The organism is Dryocola clanedunensis (assembly GCF_038405435.1).
GTDB classification, from domain to species: Bacteria; Pseudomonadota; Gammaproteobacteria; order Enterobacterales; family Enterobacteriaceae; genus Dryocola; species Dryocola clanedunensis_A.
Genome location: NZ_JBBYHZ010000009.1, coordinates 142,672 through 164,650, shown reverse-complemented (window position 1 = coordinate 164,650; position 21,979 = coordinate 142,672). Strand labels below are relative to the sequence as shown.

Annotated in this window: 22 protein-coding genes; 20 read left to right on the top strand and 2 right to left on the bottom strand. The window is 53.6% G+C overall.

Annotated features, from left to right (window positions below; all coding sequences use genetic code 11):
* Nucleotides 1-2: 2 nt before the first annotated feature.
* The gene (gene asnA, locus AAE045_RS18090) at nt 3-995 is read right to left on the bottom strand and encodes an aspartate--ammonia ligase (RefSeq protein WP_455548891.1); all 993 of its coding nucleotides are present in this window, start codon (nt 993-995) and stop codon (nt 3-5) included.
* A gap of 157 nt (nt 996-1,152) precedes the next feature.
* Here asnA and asnC point away from each other — a divergent pair, with 157 nt between their 5' ends.
* From asnC to phoU, 20 genes are all read left to right on the top strand, one after another.
* Nucleotides 1,153-1,611, top strand: a complete 459-nt coding sequence (gene asnC / locus AAE045_RS18085) for a transcriptional regulator AsnC (protein ID WP_202306402.1) — start codon at nt 1,153-1,155, stop codon at nt 1,609-1,611.
* Between the two features lie 89 nt (nt 1,612-1,700).
* A complete protein-coding gene (gene mioC, locus AAE045_RS18080; protein ID WP_455548890.1) occupies nt 1,701-2,150 on the top strand; it encodes an FMN-binding protein MioC in 450 nt (149 codons plus the stop codon).
* 369 nt (nt 2,151-2,519) lie between these two features.
* Complete coding sequence (gene mnmG / locus AAE045_RS18075; RefSeq protein WP_455548889.1) at nt 2,520-4,409, top strand: tRNA uridine-5-carboxymethylaminomethyl(34) synthesis enzyme MnmG; 1,890 nt, start codon at nt 2,520-2,522, stop codon at nt 4,407-4,409.
* Nucleotides 4,410-4,468: 59 nt separating this feature from the next.
* On the top strand, nt 4,469-5,092 hold the full coding sequence (gene rsmG, locus AAE045_RS18070) for a 16S rRNA (guanine(527)-N(7))-methyltransferase RsmG (RefSeq protein ID WP_455548888.1): 624 nt from the start codon (nt 4,469-4,471) through the stop codon (nt 5,090-5,092).
* Nucleotides 5,093-5,710: 618 nt separating this feature from the next.
* Nucleotides 5,711-6,091 (top strand): F0F1 ATP synthase subunit I, encoded by a 381-nt coding sequence (atpI, locus tag AAE045_RS18065; RefSeq protein WP_455548887.1) that lies wholly within the window; start codon nt 5,711-5,713, stop codon nt 6,089-6,091.
* An 8-nt stretch (nt 6,092-6,099) separates the two neighbouring features.
* Complete coding sequence (gene atpB / locus AAE045_RS18060; protein WP_455426329.1) at nt 6,100-6,918, top strand: FoF1 ATP synthase subunit A; 819 nt, start codon at nt 6,100-6,102, stop codon at nt 6,916-6,918.
* A 48-nt stretch (nt 6,919-6,966) separates the two neighbouring features.
* Nucleotides 6,967-7,206, top strand: coding sequence for a F0F1 ATP synthase subunit C (gene atpE / locus AAE045_RS18055; RefSeq protein WP_004393045.1), 240 nt, complete (start codon nt 6,967-6,969; stop codon nt 7,204-7,206).
* A 61-nt stretch (nt 7,207-7,267) separates the two neighbouring features.
* Nucleotides 7,268-7,738, top strand: coding sequence for a F0F1 ATP synthase subunit B (atpF, locus tag AAE045_RS18050; protein ID WP_202306384.1), 471 nt, complete (start codon nt 7,268-7,270; stop codon nt 7,736-7,738).
* Nucleotides 7,739-7,752: 14 nt separating this feature from the next.
* Entirely contained in the window at nt 7,753-8,286 is a 534-nt protein-coding gene (gene atpH / locus AAE045_RS18045; RefSeq protein ID WP_202306381.1) for a F0F1 ATP synthase subunit delta, read from the top strand.
* 12 nt (nt 8,287-8,298) lie between these two features.
* Nucleotides 8,299-9,840 carry a F0F1 ATP synthase subunit alpha gene (gene atpA / locus AAE045_RS18040; RefSeq protein ID WP_202306378.1) on the top strand — a complete coding sequence of 514 codons (1,542 nt, stop codon included), beginning with the start codon at nt 8,299-8,301 and terminating at the stop codon, nt 9,838-9,840.
* A gap of 50 nt (nt 9,841-9,890) precedes the next feature.
* Nucleotides 9,891-10,754 (top strand): F0F1 ATP synthase subunit gamma, encoded by an 864-nt coding sequence (gene atpG / locus AAE045_RS18035; protein WP_167612918.1) that lies wholly within the window; start codon nt 9,891-9,893, stop codon nt 10,752-10,754.
* Between the two features lie 28 nt (nt 10,755-10,782).
* The gene (gene atpD, locus AAE045_RS18030) at nt 10,783-12,165 is read left to right on the top strand and encodes a F0F1 ATP synthase subunit beta (RefSeq protein WP_202306375.1); all 1,383 of its coding nucleotides are present in this window, start codon (nt 10,783-10,785) and stop codon (nt 12,163-12,165) included.
* 20 nt (nt 12,166-12,185) lie between these two features.
* The gene (locus AAE045_RS18025) at nt 12,186-12,605 is read left to right on the top strand and encodes a F0F1 ATP synthase subunit epsilon (protein WP_202306372.1); all 420 of its coding nucleotides are present in this window, start codon (nt 12,186-12,188) and stop codon (nt 12,603-12,605) included.
* 312 nt (nt 12,606-12,917) lie between these two features.
* Nucleotides 12,918-14,288, top strand: a complete 1,371-nt coding sequence (glmU, locus tag AAE045_RS18020; RefSeq protein ID WP_455548886.1) for a bifunctional UDP-N-acetylglucosamine diphosphorylase/glucosamine-1-phosphate N-acetyltransferase GlmU — start codon at nt 12,918-12,920, stop codon at nt 14,286-14,288.
* Between the two features lie 211 nt (nt 14,289-14,499).
* Nucleotides 14,500-16,329, top strand: coding sequence for a glutamine--fructose-6-phosphate transaminase (isomerizing) (glmS, locus tag AAE045_RS18015; RefSeq protein ID WP_455548885.1), 1,830 nt, complete (start codon nt 14,500-14,502; stop codon nt 16,327-16,329).
* A gap of 231 nt (nt 16,330-16,560) precedes the next feature.
* Entirely contained in the window at nt 16,561-17,601 is a 1,041-nt protein-coding gene (gene pstS / locus AAE045_RS18010) for a phosphate ABC transporter substrate-binding protein PstS (RefSeq protein WP_202306346.1), read from the top strand.
* An 81-nt stretch (nt 17,602-17,682) separates the two neighbouring features.
* Nucleotides 17,683-18,645: a phosphate ABC transporter permease PstC gene (gene pstC / locus AAE045_RS18005; RefSeq protein ID WP_455548884.1), complete on the top strand. Its 963-nt coding sequence runs from the start codon at nt 17,683-17,685 to the stop codon at nt 18,643-18,645.
* Complete coding sequence (gene pstA / locus AAE045_RS18000) at nt 18,642-19,532, top strand: phosphate ABC transporter permease PstA (RefSeq protein WP_202306340.1); 891 nt, start codon at nt 18,642-18,644, stop codon at nt 19,530-19,532. The genes pstC and pstA overlap by 4 nt, the downstream gene beginning before the upstream one ends.
* A gap of 47 nt (nt 19,533-19,579) precedes the next feature.
* On the top strand, nt 19,580-20,353 hold the full coding sequence (gene pstB / locus AAE045_RS17995; protein ID WP_202306338.1) for a phosphate ABC transporter ATP-binding protein PstB: 774 nt from the start codon (nt 19,580-19,582) through the stop codon (nt 20,351-20,353).
* Nucleotides 20,354-20,366: 13 nt separating this feature from the next.
* Nucleotides 20,367-21,092 carry a phosphate uptake regulator PhoU gene (gene phoU / locus AAE045_RS17990; protein WP_455426334.1) on the top strand — a complete coding sequence of 242 codons (726 nt, stop codon included), beginning with the start codon at nt 20,367-20,369 and terminating at the stop codon, nt 21,090-21,092.
* Nucleotides 21,093-21,152: 60 nt separating this feature from the next.
* Here phoU and yieH read toward each other — a convergent pair whose 3' ends face one another.
* The gene (gene yieH, locus AAE045_RS17985) at nt 21,153-21,818 is read right to left on the bottom strand and encodes a 6-phosphogluconate phosphatase (RefSeq protein ID WP_455548883.1); all 666 of its coding nucleotides are present in this window, start codon (nt 21,816-21,818) and stop codon (nt 21,153-21,155) included.
* Nucleotides 21,819-21,979: the final 161 nt, after the last annotated feature.

Sequence of the window (21,979 nt, the reverse complement as noted above, 5' to 3'; positions counted from 1 at the left end):
GCCTACAGCAGAGCGTCTACTTTGCTCTGCACTTCGGCAGGCCACACGCCGCACTGAACCTGGCCGATATGCGGCTGCTGTAATAAAAGCATGGTCAGGCGGGACTGTCCGATACCGCCGCCGATGGTCTGCGGCATTTCCCCTTTCAGCAGCGACTGGTGCCACTCCAGCGCTAAACGATCTTCATCTCCGGTTACCGCCAGCTGGCGCTTCAGCGCTTCGGCATCCACACGGATCCCCATAGAAGAGAGCTCAAAGGCGTCTTCCAGCACCGGGTTCCACACCAGAATGTCACCGTTCAGACCGGCAAAACCGGCATCGCTGCGGGTTGACCAGTCATCATAATCCGGGGCGCGAACGTCGTGACGTTTGCCGTCTCCCAGCTTGCCGCCGATACCGATCAGGAACACCGCACCTTTTTCTTTAGCGATGGCGCGCTCACGGCCTTTGGCATCCAGCTCCGGGAAGCGCTGCTGGAGCTCTTCGCTGTGCACAAAGTGAATTTGTTCCGGCAGAAACGCCGTCAGGCCGTACTGCTCGCTAACCGCGGCTTCCGTGGCCTTCATGGCGGCCCAGATGCTTTCTACGGTCTGCTTAAGCGTACCCAGATGACGTTCACCGTCGCCCATCACGCGCTCCCAGTCCCACTGATCGACATAGACCGAGTGGATTGGCGTGAGGCGGTCTTCATCGGGGCGCAGGGCTTTCATGTGCGTGTAAAGCCCTTCGCCCGCGCTGAAGTCATGCTGGCCAAGCGTTTTTCTTTTCCATTTGGCCAGCGAATGCACCACTTCAAACTGCGCCTCAGGCAAGGTCTTCACCTTCACCTGTACCGCTTTTTCGCAGCCAGAGAGATTGTCCTGTGTACCATCACCCACGCGGCTAAGAATCGGAGCCTGGACTTCAATCAGACCAAGCTTCTCCTCCAGCTGACGAGAGAAATGGGATTTCACAAAACTAATCTGGCGTTGTTTAGCGATGTAGGCCGTTTTCATGGTTTTTCTCTTTGTTGTGTTGTTTCAGTAACAGCGATTAAGCAACAGAAAGCACCCAACATTCAATAATCAACAATAAAAAAGGCGGTAACCATTTTAATTGATTAAAATAAGGCGGTTTAAAATAAACAATCGACATTAATCATAGGAAAAAGTGATGGATAATTATCAGATCGACAATCTGGATCGCGGCATCCTCGAGGCGTTAATGGCAAATGCGCGTACCGCCTATGCCGAACTGGCCAAGCAGTTCGGGGTGAGTCCCGGCACCATTCACGTCCGCGTGGAGAAGATGAAACAGGCCGGGATTATCACCGGGGCCCGTATCGACATCAGCCCGAAACAGCTCGGCTACGACGTCTGCTGCTTTATCGGCATTATCCTGAAGAGCGCTAAAGATTACCCTTCCGCGCTGGCAAGACTCGAAAGCCTGGAAGAGGTGACCGAGGCCTACTACACCACCGGCCACTACAGCATCTTTATTAAGGTGATGTGCCGATCCATCGATGCCCTGCAGCAGGTACTTATCAACAAGATCCAAACAATCGATGAAATTCAGTCCACCGAAACACTGATCTCCCTGCAGAACCCGATTATGCGGACGATCAAGCCTTAATGGCTAAATGTAATACCCATATTATCCACAGGTAGATCGCAGGCCTTACACAGCGTACAATGCAAAACGTTTTAAAGAGGCGGATAGCAATGGCAGACATTACCCTGATCAGTGGCAGTACTCTTGGCAGTGCCGAATACGTAGCTGAACATCTGGCTGAGAAGCTGGAAGAGGCAGGTTTCTCTACGGAAACCCTGCATGGACCGCTGCTTGAGGATCTGCAAACCAGCGGCGTCTGGCTGATTGTTTCCTCTACGCATGGCGCAGGCGATCTGCCGGATAACCTGCAACCTCTTTATGATGCAATAAAGGAAGAAAATCCGGATCTGAGCAACGTACGCTACGGTGCGGTAGGGATCGGCAGCCGCGAATACGATACGTTTTGCGGTGCTATCGAGAAAATCGACGTCCTGCTGACCGACTGCGGAGCAAAAAGAGTGGGATCTTTACTGAAGGTGAACATCCTCGATCACGATATTCCTGAAGATCCGGCTGAAGTTTGGGTCGGATCCTGGAAGAATTTACTCCAGGATTTGTAAAGATCGCCCTTTCTTCTGTGTATAACTATGCTTAAAAGCTCGTAGTAAGCGGTAGTTATCCCAATAACAACTGCTGTTCACTTTTTGAGTTGTGCATAACCCTCGCTTTTGATCCCAGCTTATACGGTGTGGGATCACCGATCATTCACAGCAAACGATCCATCTTAATCACTTGATCTCTTTAGTGAAAAAAGGCTTATCCACAGAACATGGCGATCCTAATAAGAGATCATAATAAAGAGATCTTTAAATAAAAAAGATCTTCTTTTAATTACCGAGGATCCCGGCACTTTCTCCATCGGCTAAAGTTGAGTAGAATCGCCATCCCGGGAATCAGTCACCCTCCCGTTTAACCACGAGGCAGTCACCATGTTTTATCCAGATCCTTTTGACGTCATCATCATTGGCGGGGGTCATGCAGGCACCGAGGCCGCTATGGCCGCAGCCCGAATGGGTCAACAGACCCTACTTCTGACACACAATATCGACACGCTGGGACAGATGTCCTGTAACCCGGCGATCGGCGGTATTGGCAAGGGACATCTGGTTAAAGAAGTGGACGCGCTGGGCGGACTGATGGCGAAGGCGATCGATCATGCAGGCATACAGTTTAGAATACTAAACGCCAGCAAAGGCCCGGCGGTACGAGCTACTCGTGCCCAGGCTGACCGCGTGCTGTATCGCCAGGCTGTACGAACCGCACTGGAGAACCAGCCAAACCTGATGATCTTCCAGCAGGCGGTTGAAGATCTGATTGTCGAGAACGATCGTGTGGTGGGTGCGGTAACCCAGATGGGGCTTAAATTCCGCGCTAAATCCGTCGTGCTGACCGTCGGGACTTTCCTGGACGGAAAAATTCATATCGGACTGGATAACTACAGCGGTGGCCGTGCAGGCGATCCGCCGTCCATTTCCCTTTCACGCCGTCTGCGTGAACTCCCTCTGCGCGTAAACCGCCTGAAGACAGGTACGCCACCGCGCATTGATGCCCGGACTATCGATTTCAGCGTACTTGCCCAGCAGCACGGGGATAACCCGATGCCGGTCTTCTCGTTCATGGGGAACGTGAGCCAGCATCCCGCGCAGGTACCGTGCTACATCACGTACACCAACGAAAAAACGCACGACGTTATTCGTAATAACCTCGACCGCAGCCCGATGTATGCAGGCGTGATCGAGGGGATTGGCCCACGCTACTGTCCGTCCATCGAAGACAAAGTGATGCGCTTTGCCGACCGCAATCAGCATCAAATCTTCCTTGAGCCGGAAGGGCTTACCAGCAACGAAGTTTACCCGAATGGCATCTCCACCAGCCTGCCGTTTGACGTCCAGATGCAGATCGTCCGCTCCATGCAGGGGATGGAAAACGCGAAGATCGTTCGCCCGGGCTATGCCATCGAGTACGACTTCTTCGATCCTCGCGATCTGAAACCTACTCTGGAAAGCAAATACATTCAGGGGCTGTTCTTTGCCGGACAAATCAACGGCACCACCGGGTACGAAGAAGCGGCGGCACAAGGTCTGCTGGCTGGCCTTAATGCCGGACGCTACTCCGCCGAAAAAGAAGGCTGGGCTCCGCGTCGCGATCAGGCCTACCTTGGCGTTCTGGTTGACGATCTCTGTACTCTGGGGACCAAAGAACCGTACCGCATGTTCACCTCCCGTGCCGAATACCGCCTGATGCTGCGTGAAGACAATGCCGATCTGCGCTTAACCGCTGCGGGTCGTGAGATGGGGCTGGTGGACGACGAACGCTGGGCGCGCTTCAACGAGAAGCTTGAGAGCATTGAGCTCGAGCGCCAGCGCCTGAAAGACATCTGGCTGCACCCGCACTCAGCGCAGGTCGAAGAAGTTAACGCGAAGCTCAGCGCGCCGCTCTCCCGCGAGGCAAACGGCGAAGATTTACTGCGTCGCCCGGAAATGACCTACGCCAGCATGATGGAGCTGTCCGCATTCGCACCGGGTCTTGCCGATCCGCAGTCTGCCGAACAGGTCGAGATTCAGGTTAAGTACGAAGGGTATATCGCCCGCCAGCAGGAAGAGATCGACAAGCAGCAGCGTAACGAAAATACCGTGCTGCCGGCTACGCTGGATTACAGCCAGGTCAACGGGCTGTCTAACGAAGTGATCGCCAAGCTGAACGATCACAAGCCAGTATCTATTGGGCAGGCATCGCGTATTTCGGGGATCACCCCGGCGGCGATCTCCATTTTGCTCATCTGGCTAAAAAAACAGGGGCTACTGCGCCGCAGCGCCTGATAACGTATTGATCCGGGCCAGGTTATCCTGGCCTCTTTTTTTAATGGGTACCGATAACCGTGCTAAACAAACTGAATCGCCTGCTGGATAGCGCAGGCATCACGCTTCCTGAAAACCAGAAGCAACAGCTGGTGGGCTATGTTGAACTGCTGCATAAGTGGAATAAGGCCTATAATCTGACGTCGGTTCGCGATCCTGACGAAATGCTGGTGCGCCATATCCTCGACAGCATTGTCGTTGAGCCGCATCTGCAGGGAACCCGTTTTATCGATGTCGGTACAGGACCAGGCCTGCCGGGCATTCCGTTGGCCATAGTGCGTCCTGATTCGCATTTCACCCTGCTCGACAGCTTAGGCAAGCGCGTGCGCTTTCTGCGCCAGGTTCAGCATGAACTGCAGCTGGAGAACGTCACGCCGGTTCAGAGCCGCGTGGAAGAGTTCCCCGCAGAGCCGCCGTTTGACGGCGTAATCAGCCGGGCGTTTGCATCGCTGACCGACATGGTGAGCTGGTGTCATCACCTGCCGGGCCAGGATGGCAAGTTCTACGCGCTCAAAGGCTTACGTCCTGATGATGAAATCGCTTCGCTGCCCGAAGCATTCCGCGTGGAAGAGATTATTCGTTTGCAGGTGCCGAAGCTGGATGGCGAGCGCCATTTGGTGGTTATTAAGGCAAACAAAAATTAATATTTATCAAAAAAAGTGAAAAAAGCGGTGTTTCACGAAGGTTAAAAGCAGCGGGCTTTGATACTGAAATGAATAGTTACATTTAACCAAATGGCAACAACAGCAGCTATGTTTCTTAACCACTGTTCAAATGGTTTTCAGGGAAATAGTCAACATTGAAAATATAATCCTGCTAAAAATAATGCATCAGAACGGAATCTGAAGTTGTTAATTGTTTCTCGGGAATGTCAATGAACTGTTTTTTTGCCGTTACGCGCTGTTTTCAAAAAAGTGTCCATTAATCAGCTTGCTAATCAGTCACATGGGGTTAGCACATTATGAACCAGACAAAGTGAGCAAGGATGTGAGATGTTTGAACTGTGATCGTGAACACGCTTTGTTGAGTGCTATTTCAGCTGATTTGCAGTTTTCAAAAAAAGCATCGGCTTTCATCAAAAGTTGAAAAATAAGTGTACAGAAAATTATTTAAACATTTGTTCACCTTTTTGCTACTTAATGTTTGAAATCACGGGGTAGCACCGTATAATTTGCTCGCTTTTTGAGGCTTGACTCAAAGTCGCAAAGGCAGTTTTATACGACACGCGGCATACCTCTTAAGGAGCAGGAGAAGAATACGTTATGTCGGTGTCGCTCTTGAGTCGAAACGTAGCCCGCAAGCTACTGCTCCTCCAGTTTTTAGCAGTGATAACAATTGGATTGTTGTTCTGCCTGAAAGACCCCTTCTGGGGCGCTTCTGCGATTAGCGGAGGTCTGGCAGCCTGGTTGCCAAACGTAGTATTTATGATTTTTGCCTGGCGTCATCAGGCGCATACACCCGCTAAAGGCCGTATGGCCTGGACATTTGCCATCGGCGAAGTGTTAAAGGTGGCTGCGAGTTTTAGCATTCTGGTGATGGCGCTGGTAGGCTTTAAGGCGGTAGTCTTGCCGCTGATAGTGACCTGGTTATCGGTGCTGGTTGTGCAGATACTCGCACCAGCTGTAATTAACAACAAAGGGTAAGAGGCATCATGTCTGCAGGAGAAATCTCTACACCGCAGGAGTATATAGGCCACCATCTGAATAACCTTCAGCTGGACCTGCGTACTTTCTCGCTGGTGGATCCGCATAACCCCCCGGCCACCTTCTGGACGCTCAATATTGACTCCATGTTCTTCTCAGTGGTCCTGGGTCTCTTGTTCCTGGTTATCTTCCGTCGAGTTGCGAAAACCGCAACCAGCGGCGTACCGGGTAAATTCCAGACAGCAGTTGAGCTGATTATTGGCTTTGTGCATGGCAGCGTGAAAGACATGTACCATGGCAAAAGCAAAGTCATCGCGCCACTGGCCCTGACGATTTTCGTCTGGGTATTCCTGATGAACCTGATGGACCTGCTGCCAATCGATCTGCTGCCGTACATCGGCGAGCACATCTTCGGCCTGCCAGCCCTGCGCGTGGTACCGTCTGCGGACGTGAACATCACCCTCTCCATGGCGCTTGGCGTGTTTATCCTGATTCTCTTCTACAGCATCAAAATGAAAGGCATTGGCGGCTTCACGAAAGAGCTGACGCTGCAGCCGTTCAATCACTGGGCATTTATTCCTGTCAACTTAATCCTTGAAGGGGTAAGCCTGCTGTCTAAGCCTGTGTCACTGGGTCTGCGACTGTTCGGCAACATGTATGCCGGTGAGCTGATTTTCATTCTGATTGCTGGACTGTTGCCGTGGTGGTCACAGTGGATTCTGAATGTGCCATGGGCCATTTTCCACATCCTGATCATTACGCTGCAAGCCTTCATCTTCATGGTTCTGACGATCGTCTATCTGTCGATGGCGTCTGAAGAGCATTGATTTTACTTACCACTACTGCGTTTTAACTGAAACAAACTGGAGACTGTCATGGAAAACCTGAATATGGATCTGCTGTACATGGCTGCCGCTATTATGATGGGTCTTGCGGCAATCGGTGCTGCGATCGGTATCGGCATCCTCGGAGGTAAATTCCTGGAAGGCGCAGCGCGTCAACCGGATCTGATCCCTCTGCTGCGTACTCAGTTCTTTATCGTAATGGGTCTGGTGGATGCAATCCCAATGATCGCTGTTGGTCTGGGTCTGTACGTGATGTTCGCCGTCGCGTAGTGAGCGTTGCTTAAGATACCAAGCAATATCAGAACGTTAACTAACAAAGAGGCATTGTGCTGTGAATCTTAACGCAACAATCCTCGGCCAGGCCATCGCGTTTGTCCTGTTTGTTCTGTTCTGCATGAAGTATGTATGGCCGCCGTTAATGGCTGCCATCGAGAAGCGTCAAAAAGAAATTGCTGACGGTCTCTCTTCTGCAGAACGTGCCAAAAAGGACCTTGACCTTGCACAGGCCAACGCGACCGACCAGCTGAAAAAAGCCAAAGCGGAAGCTCAGGTGATCATCGAGCAGGCGAACAAACGCCGCGCTCAGATCGTCGAAGAAGCGAAAACCGAGGCAGAGCAGGAACGTAACAAAATCGTGGCACAGGCCCAGGCAGAAATCGACGCAGAGCGTAAGCGCGCTCGCGAAGAGCTGCGTAAGCAAGTCGCTCTGCTGGCAATTGCCGGCGCTGAGAAGATCATTGAACGTTCCGTGGATGAAGCTGCTAACAGCGACATCGTTGATAAACTGGTCGCTGAACTGTAAGGAGGGAGGGGCTGATGTCTGAATTTGTAACTGTAGCTCGCCCCTACGCCAAAGCAGCTTTTGACTTTGCCGTTGAACACCAAAGCGTAGAGAGCTGGCAGCAGATGCTGGCTTTTGCCGCCGAAGTGTCTGAAAACGAACAAATCGCAGAGCTTCTTTCTGGTGCACTGGCGCCGGAAACTCTCTCTGAGTCGTTTATCGCCATCTGTGGTGACCAACTCGACGCTAATGGCCAGAACCTGATTAAGGTGATGGCTGAGAACGGGCGTCTGAAGGTTCTTCCTGATGTTCTTGAGCAGTTTGTTCAGTTGCGCGCAGCCCAGGAGGCTACCGTTGAAGTCGAAGTGACTTCCGCAAACGCACTGAATGAAACCCAGCTTTCGAAAATCAGCGCCGCGATGGAAAAACGTCTGTCACGCAAAGTGAAGCTGAATTGCAAAATTGACAAGTCTGTAATGGCAGGTGTCATCATCCGAGCGGGTGATATGGTCATTGATGGTAGCGTACGCGCCCGTCTTGATCGCCTGGCAGACGTCTTGCAGTCTTAAGGGGACTGGAGCATGCAACTGAATTCCACCGAAATCAGCGAACTGATCAAGCAGCGCATTGCTCAGTTCAATGTGGTGAGCGAAGCTCACAACGAAGGTACTATCGTATCCGTCAGTGACGGTATCATCCGTGTACACGGCCTGGCCGATGTTATGCAGGGTGAGATGATCTCCCTGCCGGGTAACCGTTACGCCATTGCACTGAACCTCGAGCGCGACTCTGTAGGTGCAGTAGTAATGGGTCCGTACGCTGACCTTGCCGAAGGCATGAAAGTTAAGTGTACTGGCCGTATTCTTGAAGTTCCTGTCGGTCGTGGCCTGCTGGGCCGCGTGGTGAACACCCTGGGTGCACCCATCGACGGTAAAGGTCCACTGGACCACGACGGCTTCTCAGCCGTTGAAGCCATCGCTCCGGGCGTAATCGAGCGTCAGTCCGTAGACCAGCCTGTACAGACTGGCTATAAATCTGTTGATGCCATGATTCCAATCGGCCGTGGTCAGCGTGAGCTGGTCATCGGTGACCGTCAGACCGGTAAAACCGCACTGGCCATTGATGCCATCATCAACCAGCGCGATTCCGGCATCAAATGTATCTATGTTGCTATCGGCCAGAAAGCGTCCACTATCTCTAACGTGGTTCGTAAACTGGAAGAGCACGGCGCGCTGGCAAACACCATCGTTGTTGTTGCAACCGCATCAGAATCTGCTGCGCTGCAATACCTGGCACCGTACTCCGGCTGCGCAATGGGTGAATACTTCCGTGACCGCGGTGAAGACGCACTGATCGTTTATGACGATCTGTCCAAACAGGCCGTTGCTTACCGTCAGATTTCCCTGCTGCTTCGTCGTCCACCAGGTCGTGAAGCTTATCCGGGCGACGTTTTCTATCTTCACTCCCGTCTGCTGGAACGTGCTGCGCGTGTTAACGCCGATTACGTTGAAGCATTCACTAAAGGTGAAGTGAAAGGGAAAACCGGTTCACTGACCGCGCTGCCAATTATCGAAACGCAAGCTGGTGACGTTTCCGCGTTCGTTCCGACCAACGTAATTTCCATTACCGATGGTCAGATCTTCCTGGAATCCAACCTGTTTAACGCCGGTATTCGTCCAGCGGTTAACCCGGGTATCTCCGTATCCCGTGTTGGTGGTGCAGCGCAGACCAAGATCATGAAAAAACTGTCCGGTGGTATCCGTACCGCGCTGGCACAGTATCGTGAACTTGCAGCGTTCTCTCAGTTTGCATCCGACCTTGACGATGCGACCCGTAAGCAGCTGAACCACGGTCAGAAAGTGACCGAGCTTCTGAAGCAGAAACAGTATGCGCCAATGTCCGTTGCGCATCAGTCTCTGGTTCTGTTCGCTGCTGAACGCGGTTACCTCGAAGATGTGGAACTGGCCAAAATCGGTAGCTTCGAAGCCGCTCTGATGGCTTACGTTGACCGTGACCATGCTCCGCTGATGCAAGAAATCAACCAATCTGGTGGCTATAACGACGAAATCGAAGGCAAGCTGAAAGGCATCCTCGATTCCTTCAAAGCAACTCAGTCCTGGTAAAGTCTGGCGGCTTGTCTTAGGGCAAGCCGCAAGGCATTGAGGAGAAGCTCATGGCCGGCGCAAAAGAGATACGTAGTAAGATCGCAAGCGTCCAGAACACGCAGAAGATCACCAAAGCAATGGAAATGGTCGCCGCGTCCAAAATGCGTAAATCGCAGGAACGTATGGCAGCCAGCCGTCCTTATGCAGACACCATGCGTAAAGTGATTGGCCACCTTGCTCTGGGTAATCTTGAATACAAACACCCCTACCTGGATGAACGCGAAGTTAAACGCGTGGGCTACCTGGTGGTGTCCACTGACCGTGGTCTGTGCGGTGGCTTGAACATTAACCTGTTCAAAAAGCTGCTGGCTGACATGAAAGGATGGTCCGATAAAGGCGTTCAGAGCGAAATCGCGATGATCGGCTCTAAGGGCGTCTCTTTCTTCAACTCTGTGGGCGGCAATGTTGTTGCTCAGGTGACCGGTATGGGCGATAACCCTTCCCTGTCCGAGTTGATTGGCCCGGTGAAAGTGATGTTGCAGGCCTACGATGAAGGCCGTCTGGACAAGCTGTACGTTGTCAGCAACAAATTTATTAACACAATGTCTCAGGTTCCGACAATCACCCAGCTGCTGCCGTTACCGCCAGCAGACGACGGCGAATTGAAAAAGAAATCCTGGGACTATCTGTATGAACCTGATCCAAAGGCACTGCTGGACACCCTGCTGCGTCGTTATGTGGAATCTCAGGTTTATCAGGGCGTCGTAGAAAACCTGGCCAGCGAGCAGGCCGCACGAATGGTGGCGATGAAAGCCGCTACCGACAATGGCGGCAGCCTGATTAAAGAGCTGCAGTTGGTATACAACAAAGCTCGTCAGGCCAGCATTACTCAGGAGCTCACCGAAATCGTCGGTGGCGCGTCCGCGGTATAACCAGGTTTACGTATTTAGAGGATTCGAGATGGCTACTGGAAAGATTATCCAGGTAATCGGCGCCGTGGTGGACGTCGAGTTCCCTCAGGATGCCGTACCAAAAGTGTACGACGCTCTTGAGGTTACAAATGGTAATGACCGTCTGGTGCTGGAAGTTCAGCAGCAGTTAGGTGGTGGCGTAGTGCGTACTATCGCCATGGGTACGTCTGATGGTTTGCGTCGTGGTCTGGAAGTTTCTAACCTCGATCACCCAATTGAAGTGCCGGTAGGTAAAGCAACCCTGGGCCGTATCATGAACGTCCTGGGCCAGCCTATCGACATGAAAGGCGATATCGGCGAAGAAGAGCGTTGGGCGATTCACCGTCCTGCGCCAAGCTACGAAGAGCTGTCCAGCTCCCAGGATCTGCTGGAAACCGGCATCAAAGTAATGGACCTGATTTGCCCGTTCGCTAAGGGCGGTAAAGTTGGTCTGTTCGGTGGTGCGGGCGTAGGTAAAACTGTAAACATGATGGAGCTGATCCGTAACATCGCGATCGAGCACTCCGGTTACTCCGTGTTTGCAGGCGTGGGTGAGCGTACTCGTGAGGGTAACGACTTCTACCACGAAATGACCGACTCCAACGTTCTGGACAAAGTATCACTGGTTTATGGCCAGATGAACGAGCCACCAGGTAACCGTCTGCGCGTAGCACTGACCGGCCTGACCATGGCTGAGAAGTTCCGTGACGAAGGTCGTGACGTTCTGCTGTTCGTGGATAACATTTACCGTTATACCCTGGCCGGTACAGAAGTATCTGCACTGCTGGGTCGTATGCCATCTGCGGTAGGTTATCAGCCAACTCTGGCTGAAGAGATGGGTGTTTTGCAGGAGCGTATTACCTCCACCAAAACTGGCTCCATCACTTCTGTTCAGGCGGTATACGTACCTGCGGATGACTTGACTGACCCGTCTCCAGCAACCACCTTTGCTCACTTAGATGCAACCGTGGTACTGAGCCGTAACATCGCGTCTCTGGGTATCTACCCTGCGGTAGATCCACTGGATTCCACCAGCCGTCAGTTAGATCCGCTGGTTGTTGGTCAGGAACACTACGACACCGCGCGTGGCGTGCAGTCTATTCTGCAACGTTACCAGGAACTGAAAGACATCATCGCCATTCTTGGTATGGATGAGCTTTCTGAAGAAGATAAACTGGTTGTAGCACGTGCGCGTAAGATCCAGCGCTTCCTGTCTCAGCCGTTCTTCGTAGCAGAAGTCTTTACCGGTTCTCCGGGCAAGTTCGTATCGCTGAAAGATACTATCCGTGGCTTTAAAGGCATCATGGACGGCGAATATGACCATCTGCCAGAGCAGGCGTTCTACATGGTTGGTACTATCGACGAAGCCGTTGAGAAAGCTAAAAAACTTTAACGCCTTAATCGGAGGGTGACATGGCAATGACATATCACCTGGACGTCGTCAGCGCGGAGAGCCAAATGTTCTCCGGTCTGGTCGAGAAGATCCAGGTAACGGGTAGCGAAGGCGAGCTGGGTATTTTCCCGGGTCACGCGCCGCTGCTCACCGCCATTAAGCCTGGTATGATCCGCATCGTTAAACAGCACGGACAAGAAGAGTTCATCTACCTGTCCGGTGGTGTGTTGGAAGTGCAGCCAGGTACGGTGACCGTGCTGGCTGATACCGCAATTCGCGGTCAGGATCTCGACGAAGCGCGAGCCCTGGAAGCGAAACGTAAAGCGGAAGAGCACATCCATAGCTCCCACGGTGATGTGGACTACGCTCAGGCTTCTGCTGAACTGGCGAAGGCGATCGCGAAACTACGCGTTATCGAATTGACCAGAAAAGCGATGTAACTACCTGCTTGAAAAGACAAATGCCAGTGAGTGCTCCTCACTGGTATTTTTTTGCCTCCGCTATCTCCTCTTCACACGATGTGACCCGTCTTTATTCTCAGGTGAAAAGAAGCCTGAATCCAAAGGGATGCCCCGCTTTCGGTTGATCGGGTATACATTTTTGCCCTGAAACTGCCTACACTTGAGCCCAGCACGCCGGTAAAGACCTCGTTTACGGCTGAATTTCCACCGTTGAGTTTTTTGCTGCAAAATATGTAGAAATTTCAACGTGAAATCGTTTTACTTCTCTCACAATTTTAAGTCAGGACGCGTATGTCAAACAGTGCGATGAGCGTGGTTATCCTTGCCGCTGGCAAAGGGACCCGCATGTATTCCGACCTTCCGAAGGTGCTGCACACCCTCGCTGGCAAACCAATGGTTCAGCATGTTATTGATGCGGCTAAAAATTTAGGCGCGCAGCAGGTGCATCTGGTCTACGGACATGGCGGCGATCTGCTGAAGCAGACCCTTAACGATGGTTCCCTGAACTGGGTTTTGCAGGCGGAGCAGCTGGGTACCGGTCACGCCATGCAGCAGGCCGCGCCATTCTTCGCGGACGACGAAGACATCCTGATGCTGTACGGCGACGTGCCGCTGATCTCCGTTGAGACGCTACAGCGCCTGCGTGAAGCAAAACCGCAGGGCGGCATTGGCCTGCTTACCGTGAAGCTGGAAGATCCTACCGGCTATGGCCGTATCGCCCGTGAAAACGGCACCGTTGTCGGGATTGTGGAACATAAAGACGCAACCGATGAGCAGCGCAAAATCAATGAGATCAACACCGGCATTTTGATTGCCAACGGTGCGGATCTGAAACGCTGGCTGGGCAAGCTTGATAACAACAATGCCCAGGGCGAGTTCTATATCACCGATATCATCGCTCTGGCGCACCAGGAAGGCCGTGAAATCACCGCGGTGCATCCCGATCGCCTTAGCGAAGTGGAAGGCGTGAACAACCGCCTGCAGCTCTCTCGTCTGGAGCGCGTCTATCAGACCGAGCAGGCTGACAGGCTGCTGCTGGCGGGCGTGATGCTGCGTGACCCGCAGCGTTTCGACCTGCGCGGCACGCTGAGCCACGGGCGTGATGTCGAAATCGATACTAATGTGATTATTGAAGGCAGCGTCACGCTGGGCCATCGAGTAAAAATCGCCACCGGCTGCGTGCTGAAGAACTGCGTTATCGGCGACGACTGCGAAATCAGCGCTTATACCGTAGTTGAAGATGCCACCCTGGCCGCTGCCTGCACGATTGGTCCGTTTACACGCCTGCGCCCAGGGGCCGAACTGGCTGAAGGCGCCCACGTTGGCAACTTCGTCGAAATGAAAAAAGCGCGTCTGGGTAAAGGCTCCAAAGCAGGGCATCTGAGCTATTTAGGCGATGCAGATATTGGCGACAACGTGAATATCGGCGCGGGCACTATCACCTGTAACTATGACGGCGCGAACAAGCATAAAACCATTATTGGTGACGACGTGTTTGTCGGTTCCGACACACAGCTGGTGGCCCCGGTGACCGTGGGGAACGGCGTAACTATCGGTGCTGGCACCACGGTTACCCGCAACGTTGCCGAAAACGAGCTGGTCATCAGCCGCGTCAAGCAGACCCATATTCAGGGCTGGCAGCGTCCGGTGAAGAAAAAGTAGTTTCCAGTCTGCGGTGGATGGCGCTTCGCTTATCCACTCTGCATGCAGGACCGAGTAAAACTGGGGTGAAGGTTGTTCTCGAAAACAGCCCGCCCCGCAGCAGTACCAAAACTATAACCCCACTCTCTACAAGGCTCGGGGCCCCGTAAATCGGGAAATACAGGTCAGCGACAACACATGGCGAAATCGCCATTATCAGGAAATAACGACTATGTGTGGAATTGTTGGCGCGGTCGCGCAACGTGATATCGCTGAAATCCTTCTCGAAGGACTACGCCGTCTGGAATACCGTGGTTATGACTCCGCGGGTCTGGCAGTTGTCGACGAGCAGGGTCATATGACCCGTCTGCGTCGTCTGGGTAAAGTACAAAAGCTGGCGGAAGCCGCAGAAGAAACCGCGCTACATGGCGGGACCGGGATCGCACACACCCGCTGGGCGACTCATGGTGAACCTTCCGAAGTAAACGCTCACCCGCATGTGTCCGAACATATTGCGGTGGTTCACAACGGCATCATCGAAAACTACGAGCCGCTGCGCGTCTCTTTGCAGGAGCGCGGGTATACCTTCGTTTCCCAGACCGATACCGAAGTGATTGCTCACTTAGTACACTGGGAGCTGGAGCAGGGCGGCACGCTGCGTGAAGCCGTATTACGCGCGATCCCTCAGCTGCGCGGTGCCTACGGCACGGTTATCATGGACACCCGCAACCCGGGCGTACTGCTGGCTGCCCGTTCCGGCAGCCCGATGGTTATCGGTCTCGGCATGGGCGAGAACTTTATCGCCTCCGATCAGCTGGCGCTGCTGCCGGTGACCCGCCGCTTCATCTTCCTGGAAGAAGGCGATATTGCGGAAGTGACCCGTCGTTCCGTTAATATTTTCAATACCAAAGGCGAGGCGGTTAATCGCCCGGACATCGAATCTAATTTGCAGTATGACGCGGGTGACAAAGGCATCTACCGTCACTACATGCAAAAAGAGATCTACGAGCAGCCGAACGCCATCAAAAATACCCTGGCCGGTCGTATCAGCCACGGCGAAGTGGATTTGACCGAGCTTGGTCCGCAAGCGAACGAGATGCTGGCACAGGTGGAACACATCCAGATCGTAGCCTGCGGCACCTCTTATAACTCCGGCATGGTTTCCCGCTACTGGTTTGAAGCCCTGGCCGGTGTGCCTTGCGACGTGGAGATCGCTTCCGAATTCCGCTATCGCAAATCCGCGGTGCGCCGCAACAGCCTGATGATCACTCTTTCTCAGTCAGGTGAAACGGCGGATACCCTGGCGGCGCTTCGCCTGTCCAAAGAGCTGGGCTATCTGGGATCGCTGGCGGTCTGTAACGTACCTGGCTCATCGCTGGTGCGGGAATCCGATCTGTCCCTGATGACCAATGCGGGTACAGAAATTGGCGTAGCGTCCACCAAGGCGTTCACCACGCAGCTGACCGTTCTGCTGATGCTGGTGGCTAAGCTGAGCCGCCTGAAGGGCGCTGACGCGCAGGTTGAGCACGATATCGTGCACGGCTTACAGGCGCTGCCAAGCCGCATCGAGCAGATGCTCTCCCAGGACAAACGCATCGAGGCGCTGGCGGAAGATTTCTCCGACAAGCATCACGCGCTGTTCCTCGGCCGTGGCGACCAGTACCCGATCGCCATGGAAGGTGCGCTGAAGCTCAAAGAGATCTCTTATATTCACGCTGAAGCGTACGCGGCGGGCGAGCTGAAACACGGCCCGCTGGCGTTAATCGATGCGGATATGCCGGTCATCGTTGTGGCACCTAACAACGAACTGCTGGAGAAACTGAAGTCCAACATCGAAGAAGTACGCGCCCGCGGCGGCCAGCTGTATGTCTTCGCCGATCGGGACGCAGGTTTCACCAGCAGCGACAATATGCACATCATCGAGATGCCGCACGTGGAAGAAGTTATTGCCCCAATCTTCTATACCGTGCCGCTGCAGCTGCTCTCTTACCACGTTGCGCTGATTAAGGGCACCGACGTGGATCAGCCGCGTAACCTGGCAAAATCGGTTACCGTTGAGTAATCTACTGTCATAAAGATGTTTCAGAAGCTGCCTGCGGGCAGCTTTTTTATTTCTACCTAACCAACTTAGTTTTAATGCTTTTTAATTACAATTTCGCTTAAGCGTCATGCCTGGAACGGCCTGTCATAAAACTGTCATAATTCGTACATTTATCTGTCACCAAACTGTCCTATTTTCTACCCTGCAACGACTTAACAACGAATTACGTTTATCACCTCTGCAGGAGACATTATGAAAGTTATGCGTACCACCGTCGCAACTGTTGTCGCCGCGACCTTATCCCTGAGCGCTTTCGGCGTTAACGCTGCCGCAAGCCTGACCGGTGCCGGTGCAACCTTCCCTGCGCCGGTGTATGCCAAATGGGCAGATACCTACAATAAAGCAACGGGTAATAAAGTGAATTACCAGGGTATTGGCTCCTCCGGTGGCGTTAAACAAATTATTGCTAATACCGTGGATTTCGGCGCGTCTGATGCCCCACTGGCTGATGACAAGCTGGCGCAGGAAGGCCTGTTCCAGTTCCCGACCGTGATCGGCGGTGTTGTTCTGGCGGTTAACCTGCCGGGCGTGAAATCCGGCGAGCTGGTGCTCGACGGTAAAACGCTGGGTGATATCTACCTCGGCAAAATTAAAAAATGGGATGACGCGGCAATTGCTAAGCTCAACCCTGGCATGAAACTGCCGCAGCAGAACATCGCCGTTGTGCGCCGTGCTGACGGTTCAGGTACCTCCTTCGTTTTCACCAGCTACCTGGCAAAAGTAAACGAAGAGTGGAAATCTAAGGTTGGTGCTGGCTCTACCGTAAACTGGCCGACCGGTCTGGGCGGTAAAGGCAACGACGGCATCGCGGCGTTTGTGCAGCGTCTGCCTGGCTCAATTGGCTACGTTGAGTATGCTTATGCTAAGCAGAACAACCTTGCATACACCAAACTGGTTTCTGCGGACGGCAAGCCGGTAGCGCCTTCTGAAGAAAACTTTGCTAACGCGGCGAAAGGCGCGGACTGGAGCAAATCTTTCGCTCAGGATCTGACTAACCAGAAAGGTGCTGAGGCGTGGCCAATCACCTCCACCACCTTCATCCTGATCCACAAAGAGCAGAAGAATCCTGAGCAGGGTGCCGAAGTGCTGAAGTTCTTCGACTGGGCATACAAAGACGGTGCAAAACAGGCTAACGACCTGGATTACGCATCCCTGCCGGATGCCGTGGTTGAACAGGTTCGCGCTGCATGGAAGACCAACGTAAAAGACAGTTCAGGTAAGGCATTGTATTAATTTAGCCTTCTGACGAAAATGGCGGGGGACGCTCAGGCTTACCCGCCGATTTCGTAAACATGTTAACTAAAAGAGTAATTTATGGCGGTAAGTAAGCCGACGTTCAAAGCGCCGGGCAAGCAAGGCGATATGATATTCAGCGCGCTGGTAAGAATGGCTGCGCTGATTGTGCTATTGCTGCTGGGCGGCATTATCATCTCCCTGATTATCTCCTCATGGCCGAGCATCCAGAAGTTTGGCTTCTCGTTCCTGTGGACCAAAGAGTGGGATGCTCCTAACGATATCTATGGTGCGCTGGTGCCGATCTACGGCACGCTGGTCACCTCCTTCATTGCGCTGCTGATTGCCGTGCCGGTGAGCTTCGGGATCGCCCTGTTCCTGACCGAGCTGGCCCCGGGCTGGCTGCGTCGCCCGTTAGGCATCGCCATTGAGCTGTTAGCCGCCATCCCGAGTATCGTGTACGGCATGTGGGGCCTGTTTATCTTTGCTCCGCTGTTTGCGACCTACTTCCAGGAACCGGTGGGCAATATCCTCTCTTCAGTGCCGATCGTAGGCGCGCTGTTCTCCGGCCCGGCGTTCGGTATCGGGATTCTCGCCGCGGGCGTGATCCTGGCCATCATGATTATTCCGTACATCGCCTCCGTGATGCGCGATGTGTTCGAACAAACCCCGGTGATGATGAAAGAGTCGGCCTACGGTATCGGCTGCACCACCTGGGAAGTTATCTGGCGCATCGTTCTGCCGTTTACCAAAAATGGCGTGATCGGCGGCGTGATGCTCGGCCTTGGCCGCGCGCTGGGTGAAACCATGGCGGTGACCTTTATCATCGGTAACACCTACCAGCTCGACAGCGCCTCGCTGTACATGCCGGGCAACAGCATTACCTCTGCCCTGGCCAACGAGTTTGCCGAAGCGGAATCCGGCCTGCATACCGCAGCCCTGATGGAGCTTGGCCTGATCCTGTTTGTTATTACCTTTATCGTGCTGGCGATCTCTAAGTTCATGATCATGCGCCTGGCGAAGAACGAGGGGACGCGTTCATGACCACCATGGAAATGCAATCTGACGCAAAGCTTGCTGAATCCCGCCGCAAGATGCAGGCGCGCCGCCGCGTAAAAAACCGCATCGCCCTGACCCTCTCTATGGGCACCATGGCGTTCGGTCTGTTCTGGCTGGTGTGGATCCTGTTCTCAACGGTGACCCGCGGCATCGACGGCATGTCGATTGCCCTGTTTACCGAAATGACGCCTCCGCCAAATACGGCCGGTGGCGGTCTGGCAAACGCCCTGGCGGGCAGCGGCCTGTTAATTCTGTGGGCGACGGTATTCGGTACGCCGCTCGGCATTCTGGCCGGGATTTATCTGGCGGAGTACGGCCGCAAATCCTGGCTGGCAGAAGTTATCCGTTTTATTAACGATATTCTGCTTTCCGCACCGTCCATCGTAGTCGGCCTGTTCGTTTACACCGTGGTGGTGGCGAAGATGCAGCACTTCTCCGGCTGGGCCGGGGTGATAGCGCTGGCGCTGCTGCAAATTCCGATTGTGATTCGAACCACCGAAAACATGATGAAGCTGGTGCCGGACAGCCTGCGTGAAGCGGCCTACGCGCTGGGCACGCCAAAGTGGAAAATGATTTCTGCTATCACGCTCAAAGCCTCCGTTTCCGGGATTATCACCGGGGTGCTGCTGGCCATTGCGCGTATCGCAGGTGAAACCGCGCCGCTGCTGTTCACGTCGCTCTCCAACCAGTTCTGGAGCACCGACATGATGCAGCCGATAGCTAACCTGCCGGTAACAATATTCAAATTCGCCATGAGCCCGTTTGCCGAATGGCAGCAGCTGGCCTGGGCCGGGGTTCTGATTATTACCCTCTGCGTGCTGTTGCTGAACATTCTTGCACGCGTGATTTTCTCGAAGAGTAAACACGGTTAAATTTTACGGCGCGGCAAAGGCGGCGCCGGACGGAGATAAAGAAACAGATGAGTATGGTTGATTCCGCCTCGGGCAAAATTCAGGTTCGCGATTTGAACTTCTTCTACGGAAAGTTCCACGCTCTGAAAAACATCAATCTGGATATCGCAAAGAACCAGGTTACCGCGTTCATTGGGCCGTCAGGCTGTGGTAAATCCACCCTGCTGCGTACGTTTAACAAAATGTACTCCCTCTATCCGGATCAGCGTGCCGAAGGCGAAATCCTGCTGGACGGGGAAAACATTCTGACCCACAGCCAGGATATAGCCCTGCTGCGCGCCAAAGTGGGCATGGTCTTCCAGAAGCCAACGCCGTTCCCGATGTCGATTTATGACAACATCGCCTTTGGCGTGCGCCTGTTCGAGAAGCTGTCGCGCAGCGATATGGACGAGCGCGTACAGTGGGCGCTGACCAAGGCCGCGCTGTGGAACGAAACCAAAGATAAGCTGCACCAGAGCGGCTACAGCCTCTCCGGCGGCCAGCAGCAGCGTCTGTGCATCGCCCGCGGTATCGCGATTCGCCCTGATGTTCTGCTGCTTGATGAGCCGTGTTCAGCGCTGGACCCGATCTCAACCGGGCGTATCGAAGAGCTGATCACCGAGCTGAAACAGGATTACACCGTGGTTATCGTTACCCACAACATGCAGCAGGCGGCGCGTTGCTCCGACCACACGGCGTTTATGTACCTGGGCGAGCTGATTGAGTTCAGCGAAACCGACACGCTGTTCACCACGCCTGCGAAAAAGCAGACTGAAGACTACATCACTGGCCGCTACGGTTGATTTGGAGCACGCAATGGACAATCTGAATCTCAACAAACATATTTCCGGTCAGTTTAACGCTGAGCTGGAATACATCCGCACCCAGGTGATGACCATGGGCGGGCTGGTGGAACAGCAGCTCTCCGATGCGATCACCGCGATGCACAATCAGGACAGCGAGCTGGCGAAGCAGGTCATCGAAGGTGACCAGAAGGTCAACATGATGGAAGTGGCGATCGATGAAGCCTGCGTGCGCATCATCGCCAAGCGTCAGCCTACCGCCAGCGACCTGCGCCTGGTGATGGCGATCATCAAGACTATCTCCGAGCTGGAACGCATCGGTGACGTGGCGGACAAAATCTGCCGCACGGCGCTGGAGAAGTTTTCCCAGCAGCATCAGCCGCTGCTGGTGAGCCTAGAATCGCTGGGTCGCCACACGGTGCAGATGCTGCACGACGTGCTGGACGCGTTTGCGCGTATGGATCTGGACGAAGCGGTGCGCATCTACCGCGAAGACAAGAAAGTTGACCAGGAATATGAAGGCATCGTGCGCCAGCTGATGACCTATATGATGGAAGATACGCGTACTATCCCAAGCGTGCTCACCGCGCTGTTCTGCGCCCGCTCCATCGAGCGTATCGGCGACCGCTGCCAGAACATCTGCGAGTTCATCTTCTACTTCGTGAAAGGACAGGACTTCCGCCACGTGGGCGGCGATGAGCTGGACAAGCTGCTGGCGGGCAAAGATCCGAAAGAGTGATTTTTATCGGAAGCTGAAAAATATAAGGCCGGATGAGCGTCAGCGCCATCCGGCTTTTTTTTATCGAATGATATCCCAGCTCCGGGCACGCCAGAGTTCCGGCAGCTGTGCCAAATCCGTAAACGTCGTGACTTTTGGATGATCGATCGGCTTGTTGTGCGGATCGGCGCAGAAATAGAAGACCTCCATGCCTGCCGCAACGCCCGATTGCGCACCCGCCATAGAATCGTCCACCAGCACGCAGTTTTTGACCTCCACGCCCATTGCATCAGCCGCGTGGAACATTAGCGCCGGGTCTGGCTTCCAGCGCTGAATATCGTAGCCGCTGTAGAGCCTGTCCGGGAAAGCGTCGAGCATGCCGGTTCTGCCCAGCGAGTGCTGCATTTTGCTGACCGGTCCGTTGGAAACGATACACATCGGCACTTTTACCCGCTCGATGAGCGCTTTCGCCCCAGAAATCTCCTGCAGTTCGCTGTCGAACAGCCTTGCCACTTCCGCGCGGTAAATCGGCTCAAGCTCGGTTTTATCGAGGCGCACGTCATAGCGTTGACTTATATCGTCGATAATTTCATAGAGCTTCACGCCCTTGAACGTCTTGAAGACCTCTTCGAGCGCAAGTTCGATGCCGTATTGCGCAAACATATGTACGTAGGCTCTGGAGCAAATTACTTCACTGTCGACCAGGGTGCCGTCGCAGTCAAAGAACACCGCATCTATCCGGGACATGCCGCTTCCTTCTCAAAAAGTGAAGGACCATCTTACCCAATTTGCGCAATTAATGCGGTACGCAATCGTTGCCGTATAAACAAATTGAATGAAAAAAAGTCCATTTCCACCATCAACATTTTGCCTTTTTGGTATAGGATAACGACGGATTTTTCCCTCTC

Excerpts from the sequence above, each read along its gene's own strand:
- atpE (WP_004393045.1), top strand. The coding sequence starts at position 6,967 with ATGGAAAACCTGAATATGGATCTGCTGTACATGGCTGCCGCTATTATG.
- glmU (WP_455548886.1), top strand. The coding sequence starts at position 12,918 with ATGTCAAACAGTGCGATGAGCGTGGTTATCCTTGCCGCTGGCAAAGGG.
- atpD (WP_202306375.1), top strand. The coding sequence starts at position 10,783 with ATGGCTACTGGAAAGATTATCCAGGTAATCGGCGCCGTGGTGGACGTC.
- asnC (WP_202306402.1), top strand. The coding sequence starts at position 1,153 with ATGGATAATTATCAGATCGACAATCTGGATCGCGGCATCCTCGAGGCG.
- mnmG (WP_455548889.1), top strand. The coding sequence starts at position 2,520 with ATGTTTTATCCAGATCCTTTTGACGTCATCATCATTGGCGGGGGTCAT.
- atpI (WP_455548887.1), top strand. The coding sequence starts at position 5,711 with ATGTCGGTGTCGCTCTTGAGTCGAAACGTAGCCCGCAAGCTACTGCTC.
- AAE045_RS18025 (WP_202306372.1), top strand. The coding sequence starts at position 12,186 with ATGGCAATGACATATCACCTGGACGTCGTCAGCGCGGAGAGCCAAATG.
- pstS (WP_202306346.1), top strand. The coding sequence starts at position 16,561 with ATGAAAGTTATGCGTACCACCGTCGCAACTGTTGTCGCCGCGACCTTA.
- pstC (WP_455548884.1), top strand. The coding sequence starts at position 17,683 with ATGGCGGTAAGTAAGCCGACGTTCAAAGCGCCGGGCAAGCAAGGCGAT.
- glmS (WP_455548885.1), top strand. The coding sequence starts at position 14,500 with ATGTGTGGAATTGTTGGCGCGGTCGCGCAACGTGATATCGCTGAAATC.
- pstA (WP_202306340.1), top strand. The coding sequence starts at position 18,642 with ATGACCACCATGGAAATGCAATCTGACGCAAAGCTTGCTGAATCCCGC.
- atpH (WP_202306381.1), top strand. The coding sequence starts at position 7,753 with ATGTCTGAATTTGTAACTGTAGCTCGCCCCTACGCCAAAGCAGCTTTT.
- atpG (WP_167612918.1), top strand. The coding sequence starts at position 9,891 with ATGGCCGGCGCAAAAGAGATACGTAGTAAGATCGCAAGCGTCCAGAAC.
- atpA (WP_202306378.1), top strand. The coding sequence starts at position 8,299 with ATGCAACTGAATTCCACCGAAATCAGCGAACTGATCAAGCAGCGCATT.
- asnA (WP_455548891.1), bottom strand. The coding sequence starts at position 995 with ATGAAAACGGCCTACATCGCTAAACAACGCCAGATTAGTTTTGTGAAA.
- pstB (WP_202306338.1), top strand. The coding sequence starts at position 19,580 with ATGAGTATGGTTGATTCCGCCTCGGGCAAAATTCAGGTTCGCGATTTG.
- phoU (WP_455426334.1), top strand. The coding sequence starts at position 20,367 with ATGGACAATCTGAATCTCAACAAACATATTTCCGGTCAGTTTAACGCT.
- atpB (WP_455426329.1), top strand. The coding sequence starts at position 6,100 with ATGTCTGCAGGAGAAATCTCTACACCGCAGGAGTATATAGGCCACCAT.
- mioC (WP_455548890.1), top strand. The coding sequence starts at position 1,701 with ATGGCAGACATTACCCTGATCAGTGGCAGTACTCTTGGCAGTGCCGAA.
- yieH (WP_455548883.1), bottom strand. The coding sequence starts at position 21,818 with ATGTCCCGGATAGATGCGGTGTTCTTTGACTGCGACGGCACCCTGGTC.